13 protein-coding genes are annotated in these 19,033 nt (G+C 34.5%); 8 read left to right on the top strand and 5 right to left on the bottom strand.

All coding sequences use genetic code 11. The features are described 5' to 3' along the window. Window positions 1-16: 16 nt before the first annotated feature. The 5 genes from ACFFLS_RS24175 to ACFFLS_RS24155 all read right to left on the bottom strand — a co-directional run bounded on the left by ACFFLS_RS24175 (window position 17) and on the right by ACFFLS_RS24155 (window position 8,624). Entirely contained in the window at window positions 17-3,406 is a 3,390-nt protein-coding gene (locus tag ACFFLS_RS24175; RefSeq protein ID WP_379682846.1) for a SusC/RagA family TonB-linked outer membrane protein, read from the bottom strand. A 66-nt stretch (window positions 3,407-3,472) separates the two neighbouring features. Next, window positions 3,473-4,393, bottom strand: coding sequence for a FecR family protein (locus tag ACFFLS_RS24170; protein WP_379682847.1), 921 nt, complete (start codon window positions 4,391-4,393; stop codon window positions 3,473-3,475). A gap of 103 nt (window positions 4,394-4,496) precedes the next feature. Further along, window positions 4,497-5,051, bottom strand: a complete 555-nt coding sequence (locus ACFFLS_RS24165) for an RNA polymerase sigma-70 factor (RefSeq protein ID WP_379682848.1) — start codon at window positions 5,049-5,051, stop codon at window positions 4,497-4,499. A 464-nt stretch (window positions 5,052-5,515) separates the two neighbouring features. Beyond that, complete coding sequence (locus tag ACFFLS_RS24160; RefSeq protein WP_379682849.1) at window positions 5,516-5,968, bottom strand: response regulator; 453 nt, start codon at window positions 5,966-5,968, stop codon at window positions 5,516-5,518. Between the two features lies 1 nt (window position 5,969). Next, complete coding sequence (locus ACFFLS_RS24155; protein ID WP_379682850.1) at window positions 5,970-8,624, bottom strand: PAS domain-containing sensor histidine kinase; 2,655 nt, start codon at window positions 8,622-8,624, stop codon at window positions 5,970-5,972. A 337-nt stretch (window positions 8,625-8,961) separates the two neighbouring features. Between ACFFLS_RS24155 and ACFFLS_RS24150 the strand changes: the two genes are divergently transcribed. The 8 genes from ACFFLS_RS24150 to ACFFLS_RS24115 all read left to right on the top strand — a co-directional run bounded on the left by ACFFLS_RS24150 (window position 8,962) and on the right by ACFFLS_RS24115 (window position 19,023). After that, window positions 8,962-9,396 carry a hypothetical protein gene (locus tag ACFFLS_RS24150; RefSeq protein WP_379682851.1) on the top strand — a complete coding sequence of 145 codons (435 nt, stop codon included), beginning with the start codon at window positions 8,962-8,964 and terminating at the stop codon, window positions 9,394-9,396. A gap of 5 nt (window positions 9,397-9,401) precedes the next feature. Continuing rightward, window positions 9,402-12,998, top strand: a complete 3,597-nt coding sequence (locus tag ACFFLS_RS24145; protein ID WP_379682852.1) for a DUF4132 domain-containing protein — start codon at window positions 9,402-9,404, stop codon at window positions 12,996-12,998. A gap of 21 nt (window positions 12,999-13,019) precedes the next feature. Continuing rightward, the gene (locus ACFFLS_RS24140) at window positions 13,020-13,409 is read left to right on the top strand and encodes a hypothetical protein (protein ID WP_379682853.1); all 390 of its coding nucleotides are present in this window, start codon (window positions 13,020-13,022) and stop codon (window positions 13,407-13,409) included. A 54-nt stretch (window positions 13,410-13,463) separates the two neighbouring features. Continuing rightward, a complete protein-coding gene (locus ACFFLS_RS24135; RefSeq protein WP_379682854.1) occupies window positions 13,464-14,018 on the top strand; it encodes an HD domain-containing protein in 555 nt (184 codons plus the stop codon). Window positions 14,019-14,122: 104 nt separating this feature from the next. Continuing rightward, window positions 14,123-14,929, top strand: a complete 807-nt coding sequence (locus tag ACFFLS_RS24130) for a helix-turn-helix domain-containing protein (protein WP_379682855.1) — start codon at window positions 14,123-14,125, stop codon at window positions 14,927-14,929. Window positions 14,930-15,023: 94 nt separating this feature from the next. Further along, entirely contained in the window at window positions 15,024-16,676 is a 1,653-nt protein-coding gene (locus ACFFLS_RS24125) for a serine hydrolase domain-containing protein (RefSeq protein WP_379682856.1), read from the top strand. 14 nt (window positions 16,677-16,690) lie between these two features. Continuing rightward, window positions 16,691-17,824, top strand: coding sequence for a hypothetical protein (locus ACFFLS_RS24120; protein WP_379682857.1), 1,134 nt, complete (start codon window positions 16,691-16,693; stop codon window positions 17,822-17,824). Continuing rightward, a complete protein-coding gene (locus ACFFLS_RS24115) occupies window positions 17,821-19,023 on the top strand; it encodes a DUF1028 domain-containing protein (protein WP_379682858.1) in 1,203 nt (400 codons plus the stop codon). Before ACFFLS_RS24120 ends, ACFFLS_RS24115 begins: the two co-directional genes overlap by 4 nt. Window positions 19,024-19,033 lie beyond the last annotated feature (10 nt).

Genomic DNA, 19,033 nt, shown 5'->3' with positions numbered 1-19,033 from the left:
ATGTTTTTTATTTTTTTTAAAAAGTTGCATTTACCCCTGTCATGTAGATTCTTGAAAGCGGATATTTACCCAAATCCATTCCGAAGTTATTTAAACCAACTTCAGGATCCATTCCTGAGTATTTTGTGATTGTAAACAAGTTTTGTCCCGAGATAAAGAATCTCAATTTTGCTTTTCCGTTCAACCAGCTTTCTTTAACGGTATAACCGATAGAAAGGTTTTTCAATCTTAGGAAAGAAGCATCTTCGATATAAAAATCTGAGATACGCCCAAAGTTGTTGTTGTTGTCTGTTGAAGAAAGAACCGGAATATCAGTATCTGTATTCGTTGGCGACCAAGCATCTTTAGAATCTGCAAGCAAGTTATATCCAGGGAATGAAGCGTTTAATCCAGTATGTTTTACCGCATTAAAAACACTGTTTCCGGTAACGGCATTCAAGAAGATATTCATATCAAATCCTTTGTATCTGAAATTCGCATTCAAACTGTAAGTTGCTTTTGGAAACGGACTTCCTAAAACAACCCTGTCGCTGTTATTGATTACACCGTCTCCGTTTACATCTTTAAATTTCATATCTCCTGCAACCGCATTTGGCTGATAAGCTGTTCCGTTTGAGTTTACATAAGCTTTTGCTTCATCATTACTTTGAAACAATCCATCTGTCTGATATCCGTAAAAAGCACCTACTGGACTTCCTACTTGATAAATATTAGCTAAAGGCAAACTTCTTACACGACTTAAATTCAAAGGTTCAAGTGAACTCAAATCATCTTTGATCGAAACAATTTTGTTTGATAAAAACGAAGCGTTTGCTGTAATATCAAATTTAAAATCACCACGAGTTTTTTGATATGTCAAACTTGCTTCGATACCTTTATTTTCAACATCTCCAGAGTTTACGATTCTTCCTTCAGGAGTTCCTGAAAGTCCTGGCAATTGGTCACGCACCAACATGTCTTTGTTCGTTTTTTTGTATACATCAACAGATCCTGTCAAAGCATCGCGCAATAATGTGAAATCTAAACCAAGGTTAGCCTGCTCAGAACTTTCCCATCTTAGATTTGGGTTTGATAATTCGCTTTCTGCATAACCATAATTAATAGAAGGCGTTGCTCCAATTAAAGCTGTAGTTTGGTTTAACGGCACACTAAACTGGTATGGTCCAAGGTTTCCTAAGTTACCAATCTGTCCCCAGCTTGCACGAAGTTTTAAGCTGCTTACAATCGGATTTAGGTTTTTCATGAAATCTTCTTCAGAAATCAACCATCCTGCAGAAACAGAAGGATAAACTTTCCAGCGATTTTCCTGTAATAATTTTGAAGTTCCGTCACGGCGTACAATTCCAGAAAGCAAATATTTCTGATTGAAATCGTAATTAATTCTTCCAACATAAGAAGAGATGATTTCGTCTGACATTCCGGCTGCAGTCTGCTGAATCAATTTTGCGTTTAACAAATAACGTTGTGAAGGATCTTCGTTATCAAAACCAGTTCCTTCAACTGTATAAAAATCTTTTTTAGTTTCCTGATAGGTATATCCTGCCAAAGCTTTAAAATTGTGCTTTCCTAATGATTTTTCATACGAAATGGTCTGCTCGCTCAATAAATCTGTAATTGTCAAAGATTTTTGTGTCAACCTATTAAAATCAAAAATCTTACCTGGCTCCGTAACTTTTACCGTAAAATCTTTTGCATTGTCTTGAATTCTAGTATAACCCCAGTTTGTTTTCAGTTTTAATCCCGGAATTACTTCCCATTCTGCATAAGGATTAATCAATACTGTAGAAATAGGATTTCTGTTGTCAAGTCTTTTTAAATAAGCCACTGGATTGACTACGTCACCATAAGAGCCAATATATTTTTCTGGTACACCTCCAAATTGGCCTGAACCGTCTTCTCTGTAAACTGTAGCATTCGGCGGATAAAAAATAGCGGCTAAAATAGCTCCTGTATATGCATTTGCAGTATTAGCTGTTTGTCCATTTGTAAGCGAGTATGAAAAATTCTCTCCAATTGTAAAATTATCTGCAAGCTTATAAGAAGAATTTGCTCTTGCTGTATAACGGTTTCCAAAAGTATTCAATAAAATACCATCATTTCTTCTGTAACTTCCTGAAAGAAAGAAATTAGATTTTTCTGTTTTTCCATTGATAGAAAGTGACAAATCTTGTATTTCTCCTGTTTGGAATATTTCGTCCATCCAGTTTGTTTTTGTAGTTCTTGCTGTCGGCTCAAAAGCTGTATCAAAAGCAGGAATTCTTGGCATTCCAGCATTGTCTCTAGCAATATTCATTGCATCGGCATATTCTGCTGCGTTCAGTACATCCAGTTTTTTAGCTACATTCTGAAAACCTCCTTGGTAATTTACATTTACATTGATACGGTCTGAAATTCCCTTTTTCGAAGTAATCAAAATTACCCCTCCAGAAGCTCTCGCTCCATAAATCGCAGCCGAAGCCGCATCTTTTAAAACACTAATCGAAGCAATATCATTCGGATTTAAAGTATTTAAAGAACCGCTGTAAATAATTCCGTCTAAAACAATCAGCGGTGTTTCAGCATTCAAAGAACCAATACCACGAATGTTGATTGTTGGAGATGCCGTTGGGTCTCCACCATCATTAATAACGGTAACACCCGCAACAGTTCCCTGCAATAATTCGGCTGCAGAATTATAGGTTCTGCTTGAGGTTTCTTTCATAGAAACAGAACCAACAGCTCCTAAAACTTCATTTTTTTTCACACTTCCATATCCCATAACTACAACTTCCTGAAGCTGTTTCATATCGGCAGCCAGTTTTATGGTAATATTTCTTTCAGATTGCGTTGCTTTAAACTCCTGAGTTACATATCCTACATACGAAAATATAAGCGTTGCTTCTGGGGCATTGATTTCAATCTTAAAAGTTCCGTCAAAATCTGTCGCCGCGGTCGCATTAGAAGTTTTGTCTTTAATTCCGACACCTGGAAGAGGCATTCCGTCGTCTCCTCCAAAAACAGTTCCACTGATAATAATTTTGTTTTGTTCCGCATTTGCTGTTTTAAGGCTTTTTTTAACGACAATATTGTTGTTTACAATTTCGTAGCGCAGTAAAAAACTAGAACATACTTTATCTAGCGCTTGTTCTAACGGAACATTCGTAAGTTTCAAGCTAATTTTCTGACTCGTATTAATCTGATTGCTTTCGTACATAAAATGTACATCGGCTTGTTTTTCTATCTGTTGAAAAATATTTTTTATCCCTTCGTTTTCGACTTTTAAGGTTACTCTTTTATTATTGGTTTCATTTGCCGCTTTGAGCGATATTCCAGTTAAAAGTAATACCGCAAGAAAAAGCAGTTTGGGCGATAAGGCTTTTTTAATGCTTTGAAACTTTGCGGTGTCCCACATTTGTTTTTCATTCATAGTTGTTGGAGTTTTAATTGTTTTTGGATTGTATAAAGTTTCTACGTAGTTATTATTGATTAAGAATTATTCGATTACAAACACTCCAGCTTTCTGATTGTAACCCGCATTGATAATATTGCATACCAAAGCAACAACCTGATCTGCTGGAAGCTCTTTGAAATAGGCGCTTATTTTAAGATTGTTGAGATTCTTGTTTTTGAGTTCTACCACCACATTATAGTCACGACTGATCGTGGCGATTACTTCTGGAAGCGGTGTGTCTTCAAAAACGATTATATTTTTCCGCCAAAGCGAAATCGAATTAATCGGCACATCTGTATAAGCATGAAGCTTGTTGCTTTTGGATTTAAAAACGGCTTTTTGCCCCGGAGTTACGTTGACATTTTCTTCTGTTACAGTCGATTTTACATTTACCTTTCCGGTTACAACCGAAACTTCCTGAATGTTTTTATCTGGATACGCCTGAACGTTGAAACTAGTTCCTAGAACTTTTGTATCCATTTTTGCCGTATGAATGATAAAAGGATGTTTTGCGTCTTTGGCTACATCAAAAAAAGCTTCGCCCGTTAAGCTTACTTCGCGTGTATCTCCATTAAATGTTTTCGGATATTTTAAGACACTGCCCGCATTTAGCAAAACTGTAGTACCATCACTAAGGGTAATTTTGGCATGTTCGCCCAATTTTGCTGCATATTGTTTTGGAGCTATTGCCGCAGTCGATTGATAAAAAAAGTAAGATCCAGCCATTAATAAAATGATAGAAGCTGCCGCAATCCAGTTTTTAGTGTTTAGAAAAAATAGCTGTTCCGATTTTTTTATAGCTCGCAATTCTCTATCTAATTTTGCTTTGGAAGACAAAATGATCACCTTGTCTTCATCATCCAATTGTGGATTGTCGTACCAGTTATTCCACATTTCTTCTCCTTTTAAAGAAGGTTTGCTTTCAAGAAAATGTTTTATATGATTATGTAATTGATCCGGCATTATAATATGTTTAATCTTTCTAATAGTATGTCTCAAAAATTCCTGTTGCAGGTAGGCGCGCCAGGTTACGCTTGTGTTAAGAAATAAATGCTGTTTTAAAACTTCAGTTGAATTCTCCCAAATAAGTGCGCATAAATTTCAATGCATAAGAAATATGGTACTTTACAGTTTCGCTCGAAACGTTTAATTCTTCTGCTATCTCTTTATTGGTGTACTGTTTGAATCTGCTGAGAATAAAAACCTCTTTTGATTTTTTAGGAAGCAATGCTGCTGCTTTATTTACTGCATCATGAAGCTCGTCATGAAAAATGGCGTCTTCGATTGAATTGGTGTTAAGATCTTCTTTTGAACTGCTATCGATAACCTCTTGGATGTATTGGTCGGTGACTGAATTTTCTTTGATGTAATCTAAAGCCGCATAACGTACAGAAGTGTAGATATAAGCCGAAAATTTCTGAATGGATAAATTTTGGCGTCTCTCCCAAATCGTAGTAAAAACTTCCTGGACAATCTCTTCGGCAGCTGGAATCGATTTCATTCTGAGATAAACAAACCGAACAAGGGCGTCGCGGTATCTATAATAAAGTTCGTCAAAAGCTTTGTCTCCGCCATTTCGCAATAACTCGACAAGTTCTTCGTCTGTAAACTTTTTATACATGACCCATTATTTTGGCATGAATAATCAAATGAGCTGTACCGACAGATACACTCCTTCTGATTTTGTTCTGATAATGTTCCTGTTGTTTAAAAAATGACATATACAAAGTATTGGGTTCTTTTTATATGTCTCCAAAATTAAAGATGCGGGTAGGTCAGACAGGTTACGCTTACATTAATAAAAACAGGTTTGTTCAAAACATACAATTAACATACAGGTTCTTATGTTACCCATAAAACAAGGAAAACGGATAGTTTTAACAATACAAATAATGAGTTAGCTTGCTATCATAATCTTTCTCCTAATAAAACAACAAATAGGTGATAAAACCACAATTAAGTGCGTAACAAATTATTAAAACGAAAAAGTTCCCATCAGTCTAAAAATGGAAAAAATATAGTGCGACTAGTTAAAAAAAAACAAGTTTTGGCTAAAGCCATTTTGAAGTTTTTCGAAAAATTTTCTTAGTCAAGATAAAAAATATGCTTTGAGCCTCCGGCGTGAAGATTGATGATAACTTCTTTTAAGTTATCTCCGAGGTTAGACGTAATTAAGTGAAGTATGTTTTTAAAATCCCTAAAATTGCTGGGTTTTACAAAATAACAAAGCGCTCCCAAAGCTGCAGCTGCGTCCATATCATTTTTATGAGAAGAAGTCGAAATCATGATAACCGGAATTTGTCGATACTTTTCTTGTTCCTTTAAAATTTTAAGACAGTCTAGACCATTGAGCAAAGGCATATTCAAATCAAGAAAAATAAGCTCTGGAATCTGTTCTAAACTATAAAGTTTATCCATCATTTCACTGCCATTGACCGAACAATAATATTTTATGGACTGATCGAAGCCATCCAATGCTTCGCAAAACATTTCAGTATCGTCTACGTCGTCGTCTGCCAGTAAAATTACTTTTTCCATATTAAATATCCTTTTGTGTTTGCTTTAAAGGCAATGTAATACTAAATGTAGCACCATTTCCAGCAGTTCCAGACGCGGTTATATTTCCTTCGTGGCGTTCTGCAATTTTTTTACAAAGTGACAATCCTAAACCGGTACCTTCATATCGGTCCTTGGGATTAAGGCGTGTAAAAGTTTCAAAAATCTTTTCGTCTTGAACGGAATCAAAACCTATTCCGTTATCCTCGACTTTAATTAAAGCTTTATCCTCTATTATTTCTGAGGATATTGTAATTTTTGGTGGCGTACCTTCTTTAGCAAATTTAATCGAATTATTGATTAAGTTGTAAAAAAGCTGATACAGCAATACCAAAGCGCCCTCTACAATTGGAAGGTCATGGTATATAATTTTTCCGTCTGATTTTTGAAGCGAAACTTCAAGGTCTGTTTCGATGCTTTTTAGTACGTCATTCAAATCGACCAAAGTCGGTTTTTGGAGGTAGGCATTTATTTTAGAATACGCCAGAACTCCATCAATCATATTAAACATTCGGTCTGCTGCAACATGAATACGGTCCATATATTTTGCAGAAGTCGCATCTAATCCATCCTGAAGATGGTCTTCAAGACGGCTGGTAAACGTTTTTATTTTTCGTACTGGCTCTTTTAAGTCATGAGAAGCAACATGTGCAAACTGTTGTAAATCTGCATTAGAACGCTGCAATTCTTTTGTTCGTTCATCAACAAGAATTTCGAGTTTCTCTGTAATCGATTTTTGTTCATGAATATCGGTACAAGTTCCGAACCATTTCGAAATTACACCGTTTTTGTCTGTAATCGGAACGGCTTTGCTTAAAAACCAACGGTATTCTCCTGTTTTTCCATTTTTAAGTCTGAATTCGAGCTGATATGAATTCCCACTTTCAATGCTTTTGTACCAATTCCCCACAACAAAAGGAACATCATCAGGATGCAGTAATGGAATCCAGCTTTGATCACCAGTCTGATTTTCTTCAAAACAGGTATATTCATACCATCTTTTATTATAGTAATCTACAAAACCATCTGGTTCGCTTGTCCAGATAATCTGAGGCACCAAATCGGCAAGTTGTCTAAATTTTTCTTCACTTTCTCTAATTACTTCCTGAACCTCTTTTTCTGAGGTGACATCGTTAGAAGCTCCAAACCACTCTATGATATCTCCGTTTTGATCCAGTATCGGAACAGCACGCGAGAAAGCCCAACGGAAACTTCCATCAGGATTCGGCACTTTGTGCTCTAGTTCAAATATGCTTTTATCTTCCACGGATTGAGCAATAAGTTCCAAAACCTTTTCTTGATTGTTTGGAGTAATATATTTTTCCAGCCAATTGACTATGTTATTTCCAGCATTAAAAGATCCTCCATCAAGACTTCGCATAACAGTCCAATCGGCATTCATACTGTAAACCACATCTGACGAAGCATTTACCAAAGCCCTAAAACGGCTTTCGCTTTCTTCCAGCTTTTTTCTTGCCAACACTTGCTCTGTCACTTCGACAGCAACTTGAATCATTCCGGTAATCTGTCCGTCTTCAATCAAAGGACGATAAGCCAGATTATAGTAGTAATCTCGTATTTCGCCTGTGCGGTTGTGAGGTACATAGACTTCACTTTGATTAAAAGGAATTCCTTTGTTGTACACATTCTGAACCTGAGTCCAAACATATTGCCCTTCAAGTTCAGGAAGAACGTCAATCAAAGGCATGCCAATAATTTCTTCTCCACGACCAATCATTTGCAGCATATGCTTGTTGATTTGCTCAATTACCAAATCATCTCCTTTAAGAATAAGCGTTGGCGCAGGAGTTTGATCGATCATCGATCTCAACCTGCTCTCTCCTATTTGAAGTTTTTCTTCGGCCTGTTTTATTTCGGTAATATCTCGAGTTGTTCCAGCAATTGCTTCTACTTCTCCATCATCATTAATTACAGGAGCAAAAATATAATCGTAAACACGCCTTCCTAATTCTGCGTGCGGAAAAGAAACGGTTCCCCTAATTGACTTTTTGGTCGCGACTACCTTGTCGATTTCTCGTTCATGCATCAGAGCATGCCATTCCTCATATCCGTTTTCTCTTAATCCGTAACCAATAGAATCTTCTGCAGATTTCCCCCACATGGTAAGCAAAGCCTTATTGGCGTAAGTAAATCTATAATCAAGATCAAACACATACACCAAATCGGGCGTGTTGTTTATGATAGAATCGTAAAGTCTTTTTTGTTTTTCGGCTGCTGCGAGTGCATCGCTTAAAGTTAGTTCAGATTGTTTTTTTTCTGTTACGTCTTTCGCCGTAACCACCAGTACATCTGATTGTATGACAGCCGTAAAGCGAAAACAGTAATTTATATCTTTAATACTATACCATTCTTCAAAATTGGCAGTATTACCGGTTTGGGCCGTTTCTATAAATTTCTCGAGAATACCGTTTTCTTTTACAGAAGGAAAAATTTCACTAAATAATTTTCCTTTATAATCTACATCGCCAATCCATTTGAAGGAATAGTCATTAAACAATAACAACGTAAAATCTTCTACGACTTTCTTCTTATTGTACAAAGGCCTCATAACACCAATACCGTTTGAAGCTGCATTAAAAATATTCTGAAAAAGGTCTTTATTGTCAGTTAATTCCATGATGCACTTACTATTGAAAAAGCATAATAGCTCATTACTTTTGAAAATTTAAATTTTAATGTATGGCGCGCAGCAGTTATTTTTATTAGGATTGATGACCTTTTTACCAGCATTTTGCAATGCTAATATACTACTAATTTATTATAAGAAATAATATTAATTCATAACGCTTTTTCATATTTTCCATGTGTTTATTATTAAAATATAATGGTGAAAAAGTTGATTAAATTTATTTCTTAAAAGCATATGCCCGAGAAATAAAACGTAAGAATTTTATAAAAATATGTTATCTTTCAAGCCATAAATTAGCGTCAAAAAACCAATTACCCTACTTTAAATGATAACCTTTCAAATTCGGGAAAAGCTCAAAACAAAGCCGTATCTCAAAAACTTTACTGTCTACACTTTTCCTTCCTTTATTCACTTGATTTTAGAGTTGTTCGAAAAACATGAGCATGGCCATAAACAGATTTTTGAAATCGAACTTTTATTGGAAGAATTGGGTTATTCTAACCTAAAAGAAATTAAAAAAAGTGAAATTGATTCGGTAAAAAACCTCATTATCTCAAAATTGGAAGAATGGGAACTTAATGACGACAGCGAAATATTGGCCTACAAACTTTTAGCAGCCATTAAAAATAAAAATCTCACTGTTTATATAGACAATCAGATTATACAAGATTTAGAAATGCCCATTTCCATAACACCGGAATCTGTTATTGCATTTATAAACAACTCCAAATTAAACTCCATCTCATTCAAAACCTTATAAGCATTATGAACATCTTAGAGCAGATTTTTCAATTAGAAAATCCAAAATTAGAATATAAAATTTCTGAAGAATTGCACAACCTTCTATTCGATTGGTTTAATGAAAGTAAAATAAGCATTACTGTATTTGAAAAAGAATTGTTTGAGCCTCTTTTTGAAGAGATCGTGCAGAAAAATGAAAATATACAACAATATTACGACGAAGCCCGCCGATCGACTTATATTCAGTATGCATTTAAATATGTTATGTATCATAATCCTAATAATGCAATGCTTGAAAAATTCTTTAAGCTTGATGATCGCGGGATTGTGAATAATGTAGTGAGTTCGTACAAAACGCATGGAAAAGCTGATCCAAATTTATACAAAATCCTAAATACAGGAACAGAGATTGCCCGCTATTATCACGCAATTTATGCCCGAATTGACCAGAATTACAGTTATTTGCCCTGTAATTTTGCTCAGCTTAAATTTGATGAACACGTTCATTTTAATACTATTTTTGATTATGTAAATCAACAGCACTTTGAAGAAAAGCCATACATGCTGTTTTTGATATCTAAATCTCATACCCAAAAATATGATCGCAATAGTGAAGCCTCTGAAATTATTTCAAAAACAGAATATGATGCTCTAATAGAAACCGCCTTTGAAAATAGCATTTCGAAATACAACGAAACCTACAACAGAAGTTTGTCTAAAGAAATGTTTCTTCTTTTAAAAGACTTTTTAGAATTTAAACCGGTAGATAAAAAAGCCAAGATAACTTTTGATACATTCGAAGAGGCAAAAATTCTTATCGAAAAAACCAAAGGACGTGAAATCGAAATCTTCGAGCATATTTTCTATTTCTTAAGAAATGAATATATGTACGAAAAGGATAAATACTGGAATGTTTTACTGTCTGCGTTATGCCGAAATATGGATTGCACGGCAAATTGGCTGCACAAAAAAGTACTCTTTCTGCTTTTACCAGATAATAAATATAATTTCAACCTTATTTTTAGTCATATTACGTCTTTACTTCAAAAACAAGCGCAACAGTTTCATTATCATGACGGACTGGTAAAAGATTATGAAACGCTTTTATTTAAAAACACTATTATTGCTCCAAACGAAAACGGATTGGTATTCCTTCGCACCGTTGCTGAGAATATCGAAAGTAAAAGTTTAAAAAAATTCACACTGCAAAAGCTTGGTTCTTATTACTTTGACGCAAGAAATGCTTTTGATTTTTCTTATTTCAGTTATGATGAAAAAGACAAATCTTTTAAAACCATTAAGCAATTTATTGACGATTTAAACTACTTAACTCCTGTTGCATTAAAAAAGGTAAACAAACCTATTTATTACGAATCCGAAAAAGATGACATCTTCAACATCAATTATTTGGGAGAGGATATTGGTATTTGCAGGCATTATTTTGTACGCGATATTAATGCTGTATTGACAAAGGCTGAAAGTCCGTACAGACTTGTTTCAATTCCGCTTCAACAAATAAAAGAACGTTATAATCGTGAGGAGAATATTCTATTTTCTCTCGCCTTTATGAATGAAGAAGAACATGAGTTTTTTAGACAAGAATATTTGACCGATAAAAATGCTAAAAACTGGTGGTTTGAACGTTCTTATTCTAGTTACGACATTTTCTTTAAACATTTAAAAGAAGCACCCAATGTTAATCCCGAATTTTCTCATTCGACTACTGTTTCTTTTCAAGAACTTAAAAATACTAAAAATGACGCAGGAAGTTCTCAACCACAAAATGCTTTTTTAGAAGATATCAACTGGAAATGGTTTAAAGATCAATATATAGATGAACTGAATTCTAAAGAAAGCTGGTACGAAATAATGAACGTAATCTGCCAGTCTCCAAAAGGCAAAAAACCAACTACAGCGTGGCTTTCTGAACTGAAAACCGTAATTGAAAAACTAGGAACCGAAAAATACTTTAAAGAGTTGCAGGTATTACTTTCATTGTCTTTAAAAGAAGAATCCTGGTTTTTTGATTTGTATGCCAATGCACTGAAAGGTTTAATTTGGTCGTGCGCCTACATTAGTCCAAACGATTTATCGCTCAGTATTTTAAAAACCATTATCGAGTTTTCGTACGCAAAAGTATATGGTGTGGGTGCCAAATCTGTCACAACTGGGAACTTGGCTTTAGAAGCTTTGATTGGAACACAGAAAGAAGAGGCTTTTGGAATTTTAAACATCATGAGAAATAAAACCAAATACAATAAGTTTGTTACGGTTTTAGAAAAATACATGGACAAGTTTAAAGAAAATTCGACAATTCCAGAACAACTTCTTGCCGATAAATCGATACCTAATTTTGGCTTTTTAGACGGAAAGAAAAATTTTGAAATAGCAGATTGGACGCTTATTATTTCTTTCAAAAACAAAAAAATAGTCAAAGAATGGCAACATAATGACGGTCAGATTTCTAAACAGACTCCTGCTCTTATTACATCAGATTATGCTAAAGACTTAAAAGAAGTCAACGAAGAAATCAAGCAAATCAATACTATTTTTAACGATTTAAAAAAGAGAATAAAAACCTACTGGCTGTACGACAGAAGCTGGCAATTTTCTGATTGGGAAAAATTCATCAAAAACCATGATTTGCTTTATCCTCACATTGATGGATTAATCTGGAGCAACATAACCAACGGTAAAGATTTTATTTTAATTAATCATGAAATGCTGGATTTTGAGAATAACAAAGTCATCTCAAATCCTGATGACGAAATTTCTCTTTGGCATCCAGTAAAAAACGACGAAAAAAATACGATTGCTTGGCAAGATTATTTGTGGAAAAACAAAATCATTCAAAGCGAAAGACAGGCTTACAGAGAAAATTATCCGTTTTCTGAAACCGAATTGCAGCTTTCAGAAACACCTCGTTTTGCCAATCATTTTCTTGAAGTAAAAAAATTAATGGCCGTTGCAAATAGCGTCGGATGGATTTTTACTTACGAACATGAGGGTGTAAACTGGCCAAGAGCATTTTTTAAACCTTTAAATATTACAGCACATATTGTCTGCGATTACGATCGTTACAGCTATGCTATTCCAACAAAACAATTGTATTTTACAGAAAACAATTCGACTAAAATCAATGATGACAAAGCACAACAAGGTTTTGAAAAAATAAAATTAGCAACTGTTCCGTTAGTAGCCTTATCCGAAATATGTCGAGACATTGATCTTTTTATTGCCACAACGAGCGTCGCAAATAATATAGAATTGTCTGAAAACAAACAGGAATACAAATCGTATCGCACGGAATATGAAAAAGGACTTTTTTCTGATAATGCTAATGCCAAAATACGAAAACAGATTATTGAGCAAATCAAATCGGTTTTAAAACTGAATGTCGCAGGTTTTGACGGCAATTATGTTATTGTTAAAGGCATAAACGAAAATTTCAGAATTAATTTAAACAGTGGTTTTGCACAGTCTAACGAGACACAGAAGCATATTAACCTTATTCCGGAAATTAGCAGTTTGAAGTCTAACAAAAAACTCCGTCTGCCGATTGAAGATGATGAAACACTATACATTATTTTAGCTAAAATACTGTATTTGCAAACGCAGTAATTTTATCAATGAAATAAAAAAGTGAATCAAATTTCAGTCATAAAAAAAATACAATTAGGAAAAAACGGTTATCCTATAGATAATCTATTCGCTAATTTGAACTTTAGTTTCTATTGTGGTGATGGAAAAGTAAAACACGATATCAATTTATCTTTTCAAAAATCGAAGTTTTTAAGCGAGCTTATTAAAAGCGGAGAAATCACAATAGAAACTCTGGCAAATTGTCAAAAAGTCAAACAGGAAGATTTAGGCAACCCTGAAAAACAGTTTTTGTATCGATATCAGATTTATAACCCTGTCGAATGCAGCAATTCTTATCTGGTGATTTTCTCCATAGATGAATATCGCGAATATTGGAGTTGTTTTATTTATGAGGTATTGCAGATTGAAAGAATTTCGCATACGCTTTAGAATTAATACAATAATTAGTATCTTGTAAAGATATCAGCCTTAAAAATTATTTTTATGAAAAAATGGTCAATAGACAAATTGCAAAATACGTGGCATTTGGTTTCAAAACTTCATCAGGGACAAAAATACGGTGCAAATGAAGAGGGATTACATATAGAATACATCAATCACATCGGAAGTGTGGTTTTTGAAGTCATACAATCGTTGGATCATGAAGATAGTCTCGATGGCGATTTGGCTGTAACCTGCGCGCTCCTGCACGATACCATAGAAGACACCGAAACTACATTTGAAAAAATCAAAAGTTTATTTGGCGAACAGATTGCAAATGGCGTAAGTGCTTTGACAAAAAACACTTCTATGGAAAGAAAAGAAGACCAGATGAAGGACAGTCTGATGAGAATTGTACAACAGCCAAAAGAAGTCTGGTCTGTAAAAATGGCCGACAGAATCTGTAATCTTTATTCGCCACCTTATTATTGGGATTCTGAAAAGAAAAAACAATATCACGCAGAATCACTTTTAATTTATGACACCTTAAAAGAAGGCAATACGTATCTGGCTAAAAGATTAAAAGAAAAAATCGAAAATTATACCCTTCATTTTTAAGCTTTATTATTTTCCTGAACATTGTATTAATTTTCTTAATTTAACATCCGATTAAAATTTCTCTAAAACGAAAAAAACAATTGCACTAAAAAGCAATTTTACGGATGGAACAATTAAAAACAGGACAGTTTTTCGGGCAGACCAGCAGACATATGCAGTTGGGCGGTCTTACCATTACCGATACAGAGTATACGCACGAAAAAGTAGACTGGCATTTTCATGAAAAACCTTACTTTACTTTTGTACTTCAGGGAAAAGTTTTAGAGGGCAACAAAAAAGAAATTTACCAATGTTCTGCTGGTTCATTACTTTTTCATAATTGGGACGATTCTCATTACAACATCAAACCTCCAGGTTTTACGCGTGGCTTTCATATCGAAATTGAACAAAATTGGCTTGATCGGTTTGATTTTTCTTTAGACGATTTAAAAGGAAGCCTTTCTGTAGAAAATCCGGAAGTTAAATTATTGTTTTACAAACTTTTTACAGAAAGCTACATCAATGACAACTACAGCAATTTGTCTGTAGACAGTCTGCTTTTAAATTCACTTAAAAACATCAAAAAAACGGATTTGCTCAATTGCAATTCTGTCCCGAAATGGGTGCAAACTTTAAAGGAAATCCTTCACGAAAATTTTTCTGAAGAGCTTTCGCTGACTTCACTTTCTAAAATTCTAGATGTGCATCCGGTTCATCTTTCGCGCTGTTTTCCAAAATATTTTGGTTGCACTTTTGGTGAATATATTAGAAAAATCAGAATTGAAAAATCGCTTGCTTTACTAAACGACAAAAACAATTCGCTAGTCGAAGTTTCGTGTGTAACAAATTTTTCAGATCAGAGTCATTACATAAGATGTTTTAAAGAACAGATTGGATTAACGCCTTCTAATTATCGCAAACTATTAATTTAATGCATCTTACAAAATAATACTGAATGTTAATTTCATTCTATTTCAATAATATACAACGTTCTATATTTGTCTTTTAACCTAAAAATATATTAGAATGAGAACAACCTTCTGGTGTATCAGCTGCATTTTTTTATTATCAATGTCGAGCAAGGCTCAAAACATTGTAACTCTTGAAACGGTCACCAATCCGATTCAGATTAAAAATACAGGAAAAATCATTTTTCTTTCAAAACCCGCAAAAATAGAAGATTTAAAAGAAACAGACTTTTTAGAATCTATTCTATTTAGAAAAGATGAGAATCTGTATCTTGAGATTTTTACCGCCAATTCACTGACCAATTATCTACATGAACTTAATCCAGAATTAGCTTCAGAGGAACTTCTAAAAAACGGTAACTTCCAATTTAGTTTTTATGTAGATGACAAACTCATTTACACGGAAAATCTAAACACAAGAGCCGGAACTATTGAAAACAAAAACAAAGCGACAAGTTTACAAATTCCGCTTTTTAGTACTACACAAGAAAATTCATGGGGACGTTATCTCTGGTCTCGTTTTTATTTTGGAAACGGTGGCGAAGATGCTCTTTTTTCGGGAAAACATCTGCTTAAAATCGAAATCAAGCCTTATCTAAAATCAGCCGGAACAATTAAAACCGGAAATATAATTGCGCAAGGCACAATCAAAACTGATGCAGTTCCGGTTACAATTGAAGAAAAGCTAACTGTTATTCAGAAAATCAAACCACAGCAGGAATGGGAAGTTTCTTCATCAAAATATGATACGCTTCTTATTCGAAACCTGAATCAGAGAATACTCGAAAAAAGATTTAAGGATATTACGAGCATTGCCGTCATTAAAAAAGGAGAATTACTGCTGGAAGAATATTTTAACGGCGCCGACCGAAATAAACTTCACGATACGCGTTCTGTCGGAAAATCGTTTGCTTCGACTGTTATGGGAATTGCCATAAAAGACGGATTTATTAAAAATGAAAATGAGACATTGAAGCAGTTTTATGATCTGAAAAAATTCGCGAATTATTCTGCTGAAAAAGAAAAAGTCACACTTAAAAGCCTGCTCACAATGAGTTCCGGTTTTGATGGATCGGATCAGGATGAAAATTCTCCTGGAAATGAAGAAAACATGTATCCAACAGACAATTGGATAAAATTCGGCTTAGATCTTCCGATGGACTCAAAAAAACAAATCGGTAAAAACTGGGATTATTTTACCGCCGGAGTTGTAATGCTTGGCGACATTCTGAATCAGCGCGTACCAGAAGGTTTGGAAAATTATGCAGAAAAGAAATTATTCAGCCCGCTCGGAATTAAAGAGTACAAATGGCAGTACACACCTCAAAAAGTAGCCAACACTGCGGGTGGACTTGGTTTGCGAACACTTGATTTGGCAAAATACGGACAACTTTATCAAAATAAAGGTTTATGGAACGGAAAACAATTGCTCTCAAAAGAATGGATTCAAAAAAGCTTTACCAATTATTTTCCTAAAGATGAAAATGTACCCGGCTACGGATTTTTATTCTGGAAAGAAGTTTTTACCGTAAACGGAAAAACGTACGAAACTTTTGGTTGTAGTGGCAATGGCGGCAACAAAGTTTATGTTTTTAAAGACATTCCGCTTGTCGTAGTTGTAACCGCGACAGCTTACAACAGGTCATATGCACATACGCAGGTAAAAAGAATGATGCAGGAATTTATTCTTCCAGCTGTTATAACTGAATAAACCAAAATCTAAAAATGAAAAAGATCTCCTTTATCGTATTTAGCTTATTTGCACTGACTATTCAGGCACAAAAAAGACCGAATGTTATTAAAGCTTCTACTGCTTCAGCTTTTATTCAAGAAGAAAATCAGGAAAAAAAACGTTGGCATCTTAATCCGAAAACCAAGCCTGATGTTTACACTTTAGATAAAAGTGCGAAAGCAAAATGGGTGAAAATTTACACCGATAGCGATTCGCTCAAAATAAAATTAAAGCCTGGAGAAAAATACGATTTTGTGGTGCTCTTAAACCAAAAAGATTCCTGTTTTACGCGTTTTGAAAGTCCAGCATTGAAAAACTCTTTCAAAATAAAACCAGAGATTCACGATACTATTCCGTTTGTGCTTTCTGAGTACAATAATATTATTTTTAAAGTCAGACTGAATCAAAAAGACACAATTGATTTGAAATTTGATACGGGCACAACTGATTTTCTACTGACAAATGAGGGAATTAAACAATTAAACATTCAAAATCTGAATGGACATACTTTTCAGATTGGGAATCAAACTTTTGACAAACAACATATTTATCCTGTAGAACTTTCTGGTCAGGGAACTATCGGCCGTTTTGGCTGGAATATATTTGATGGGAAAATCGTTGAAATAGATTATGATAAAAATGTGTTTATTATTCATTCCAAATTATCTAAAATTTCCAAAGAATATCAAAAATTCGATATTGAATACACCCATACCTTGTTTTGTATTAATGGAGAACTTCAAATCAAACAGAATAAGTACAAAGGAAGATTTTTATTCGACAATGGATACCAAAGAACCATTATGCTGGATGATGATTTGATGAAAGAACAAAAGTATCCAAAAAACGAACTGACGGTTATCAAAAAAGTAATAATGAAAAACGGCGAAGGAAAAGAAATTCCGGTGCTTACAGTCAATAACGAACGTTTAAATCTGGGGCAATATTCCTTGACAGATATTCCGGTGCAACTGCTTTCTGGAAATAATCCTGCACGTTTTAAAACTCATATTCTAGGTAATGAAGTATTGAAAAGATTCAACACAATTCTTGATTTTCAAAACAATACTGTATACTTAAAACCAAATAATTTGTGGAATGAACCTTATACAGAAAAAGTCTTATGAAATTGGTTCGTCAAATTATTTTTTCAGTTTTTGTTTTTACTAAACTAAATGCACAAAATCTGCCTAGCCTTTTATTAGATAAAAATATAAACGCCACTTTTTCTATTACTGCCTTTGATGAAAAAACTCAGGAATGGGGAATTGCAGTAGCCACCAACAACATTTATGTAGGCAATTCGACAGTTTATATTGAACCTGGAATTGGTGCTTTTTCGGTCATCGCCGATACAGAACCAGCTTACGCAATCAACGGATTTAAAAATCTGAAAGAAGGAATGTCGATTAAAGATGCCATCGAGTCTACCAAAAACAAAGACGAAGAATGGTTTTATCGTCAGGTTTCGGGTTTGGATAAAAACGGAAACGCTTTTGCTTTTACAGGGCAGGCATTAGAATATTGGCAGGGAAAATCGGCACATATTGTTGGAAAATCTTTTGTAGTCATGGGAAATCAACTGGCAGACGGCGTCCTTGAATCCATGGCAAAAACATTTACCGAAAGTACAGGAACTCTAGCCGAACGCCTATTGAAAAGCATTACTTCAGGACAAAATGCAGGAGGACAGATTCAAGGAAAACAGTCTGTTGCTTTGGTTGTAAAAGGAACTCAAAACGAATGGTATAATCAGATTGATCTTCGTGTAGACGATTCTAAAACACCTTTTGAAGATTTACAAAAACTATTGAATTACCATTACGGACGAATTCGTCTTAATCAAGCTGTAAATGCAATAAAGAAAAAAAATATTGAAAAAGGCACCAAATTACTAGCCGAAGCACAACAATTGCTCGAAGGATGGAATGGTATTTATCCGAAAATTTCAACTGCTTTCCTTTTGTTGAATGATGAAAAAACTGCTGTTGCTTACATCAAAAAAGGATTAAAAGAAAATCCAAACTGGAAAGAATATCTGCCTGTTTTTTACTGCTTAAAAAATCATCCTGAAATTGCAGCTTTACTAAACGAAAAACAGTTTACAGAAAAAGACTGGACAAACGCTGCTTCTACCCTGCTCACACTTGGCCGTGAACAAGAAGCGTTTCAAATTCTCAATAAAAAACCAAGTTCTCAATTGTATCTTGTTTTCGCCAAAGCATATCAAAAACAAGACAAAAAGAATCTTGCAAAAGAATATGCCGAAAATGCCCTAAAACTGGATGCTAAAAATGCAGAAGCCAAATTGATTTTAAGCCAATAAACCGGCAATA

It is taken from the genome of Flavobacterium procerum, assembly GCF_042431625.1.
Classification (GTDB): Bacteria; Bacteroidota; Bacteroidia; order Flavobacteriales; family Flavobacteriaceae; genus Flavobacterium; species Flavobacterium procerum.
Note: the sequence above shows the minus strand (reverse complement) of the source record. Positions and strands in the feature narration are given on the sequence as shown.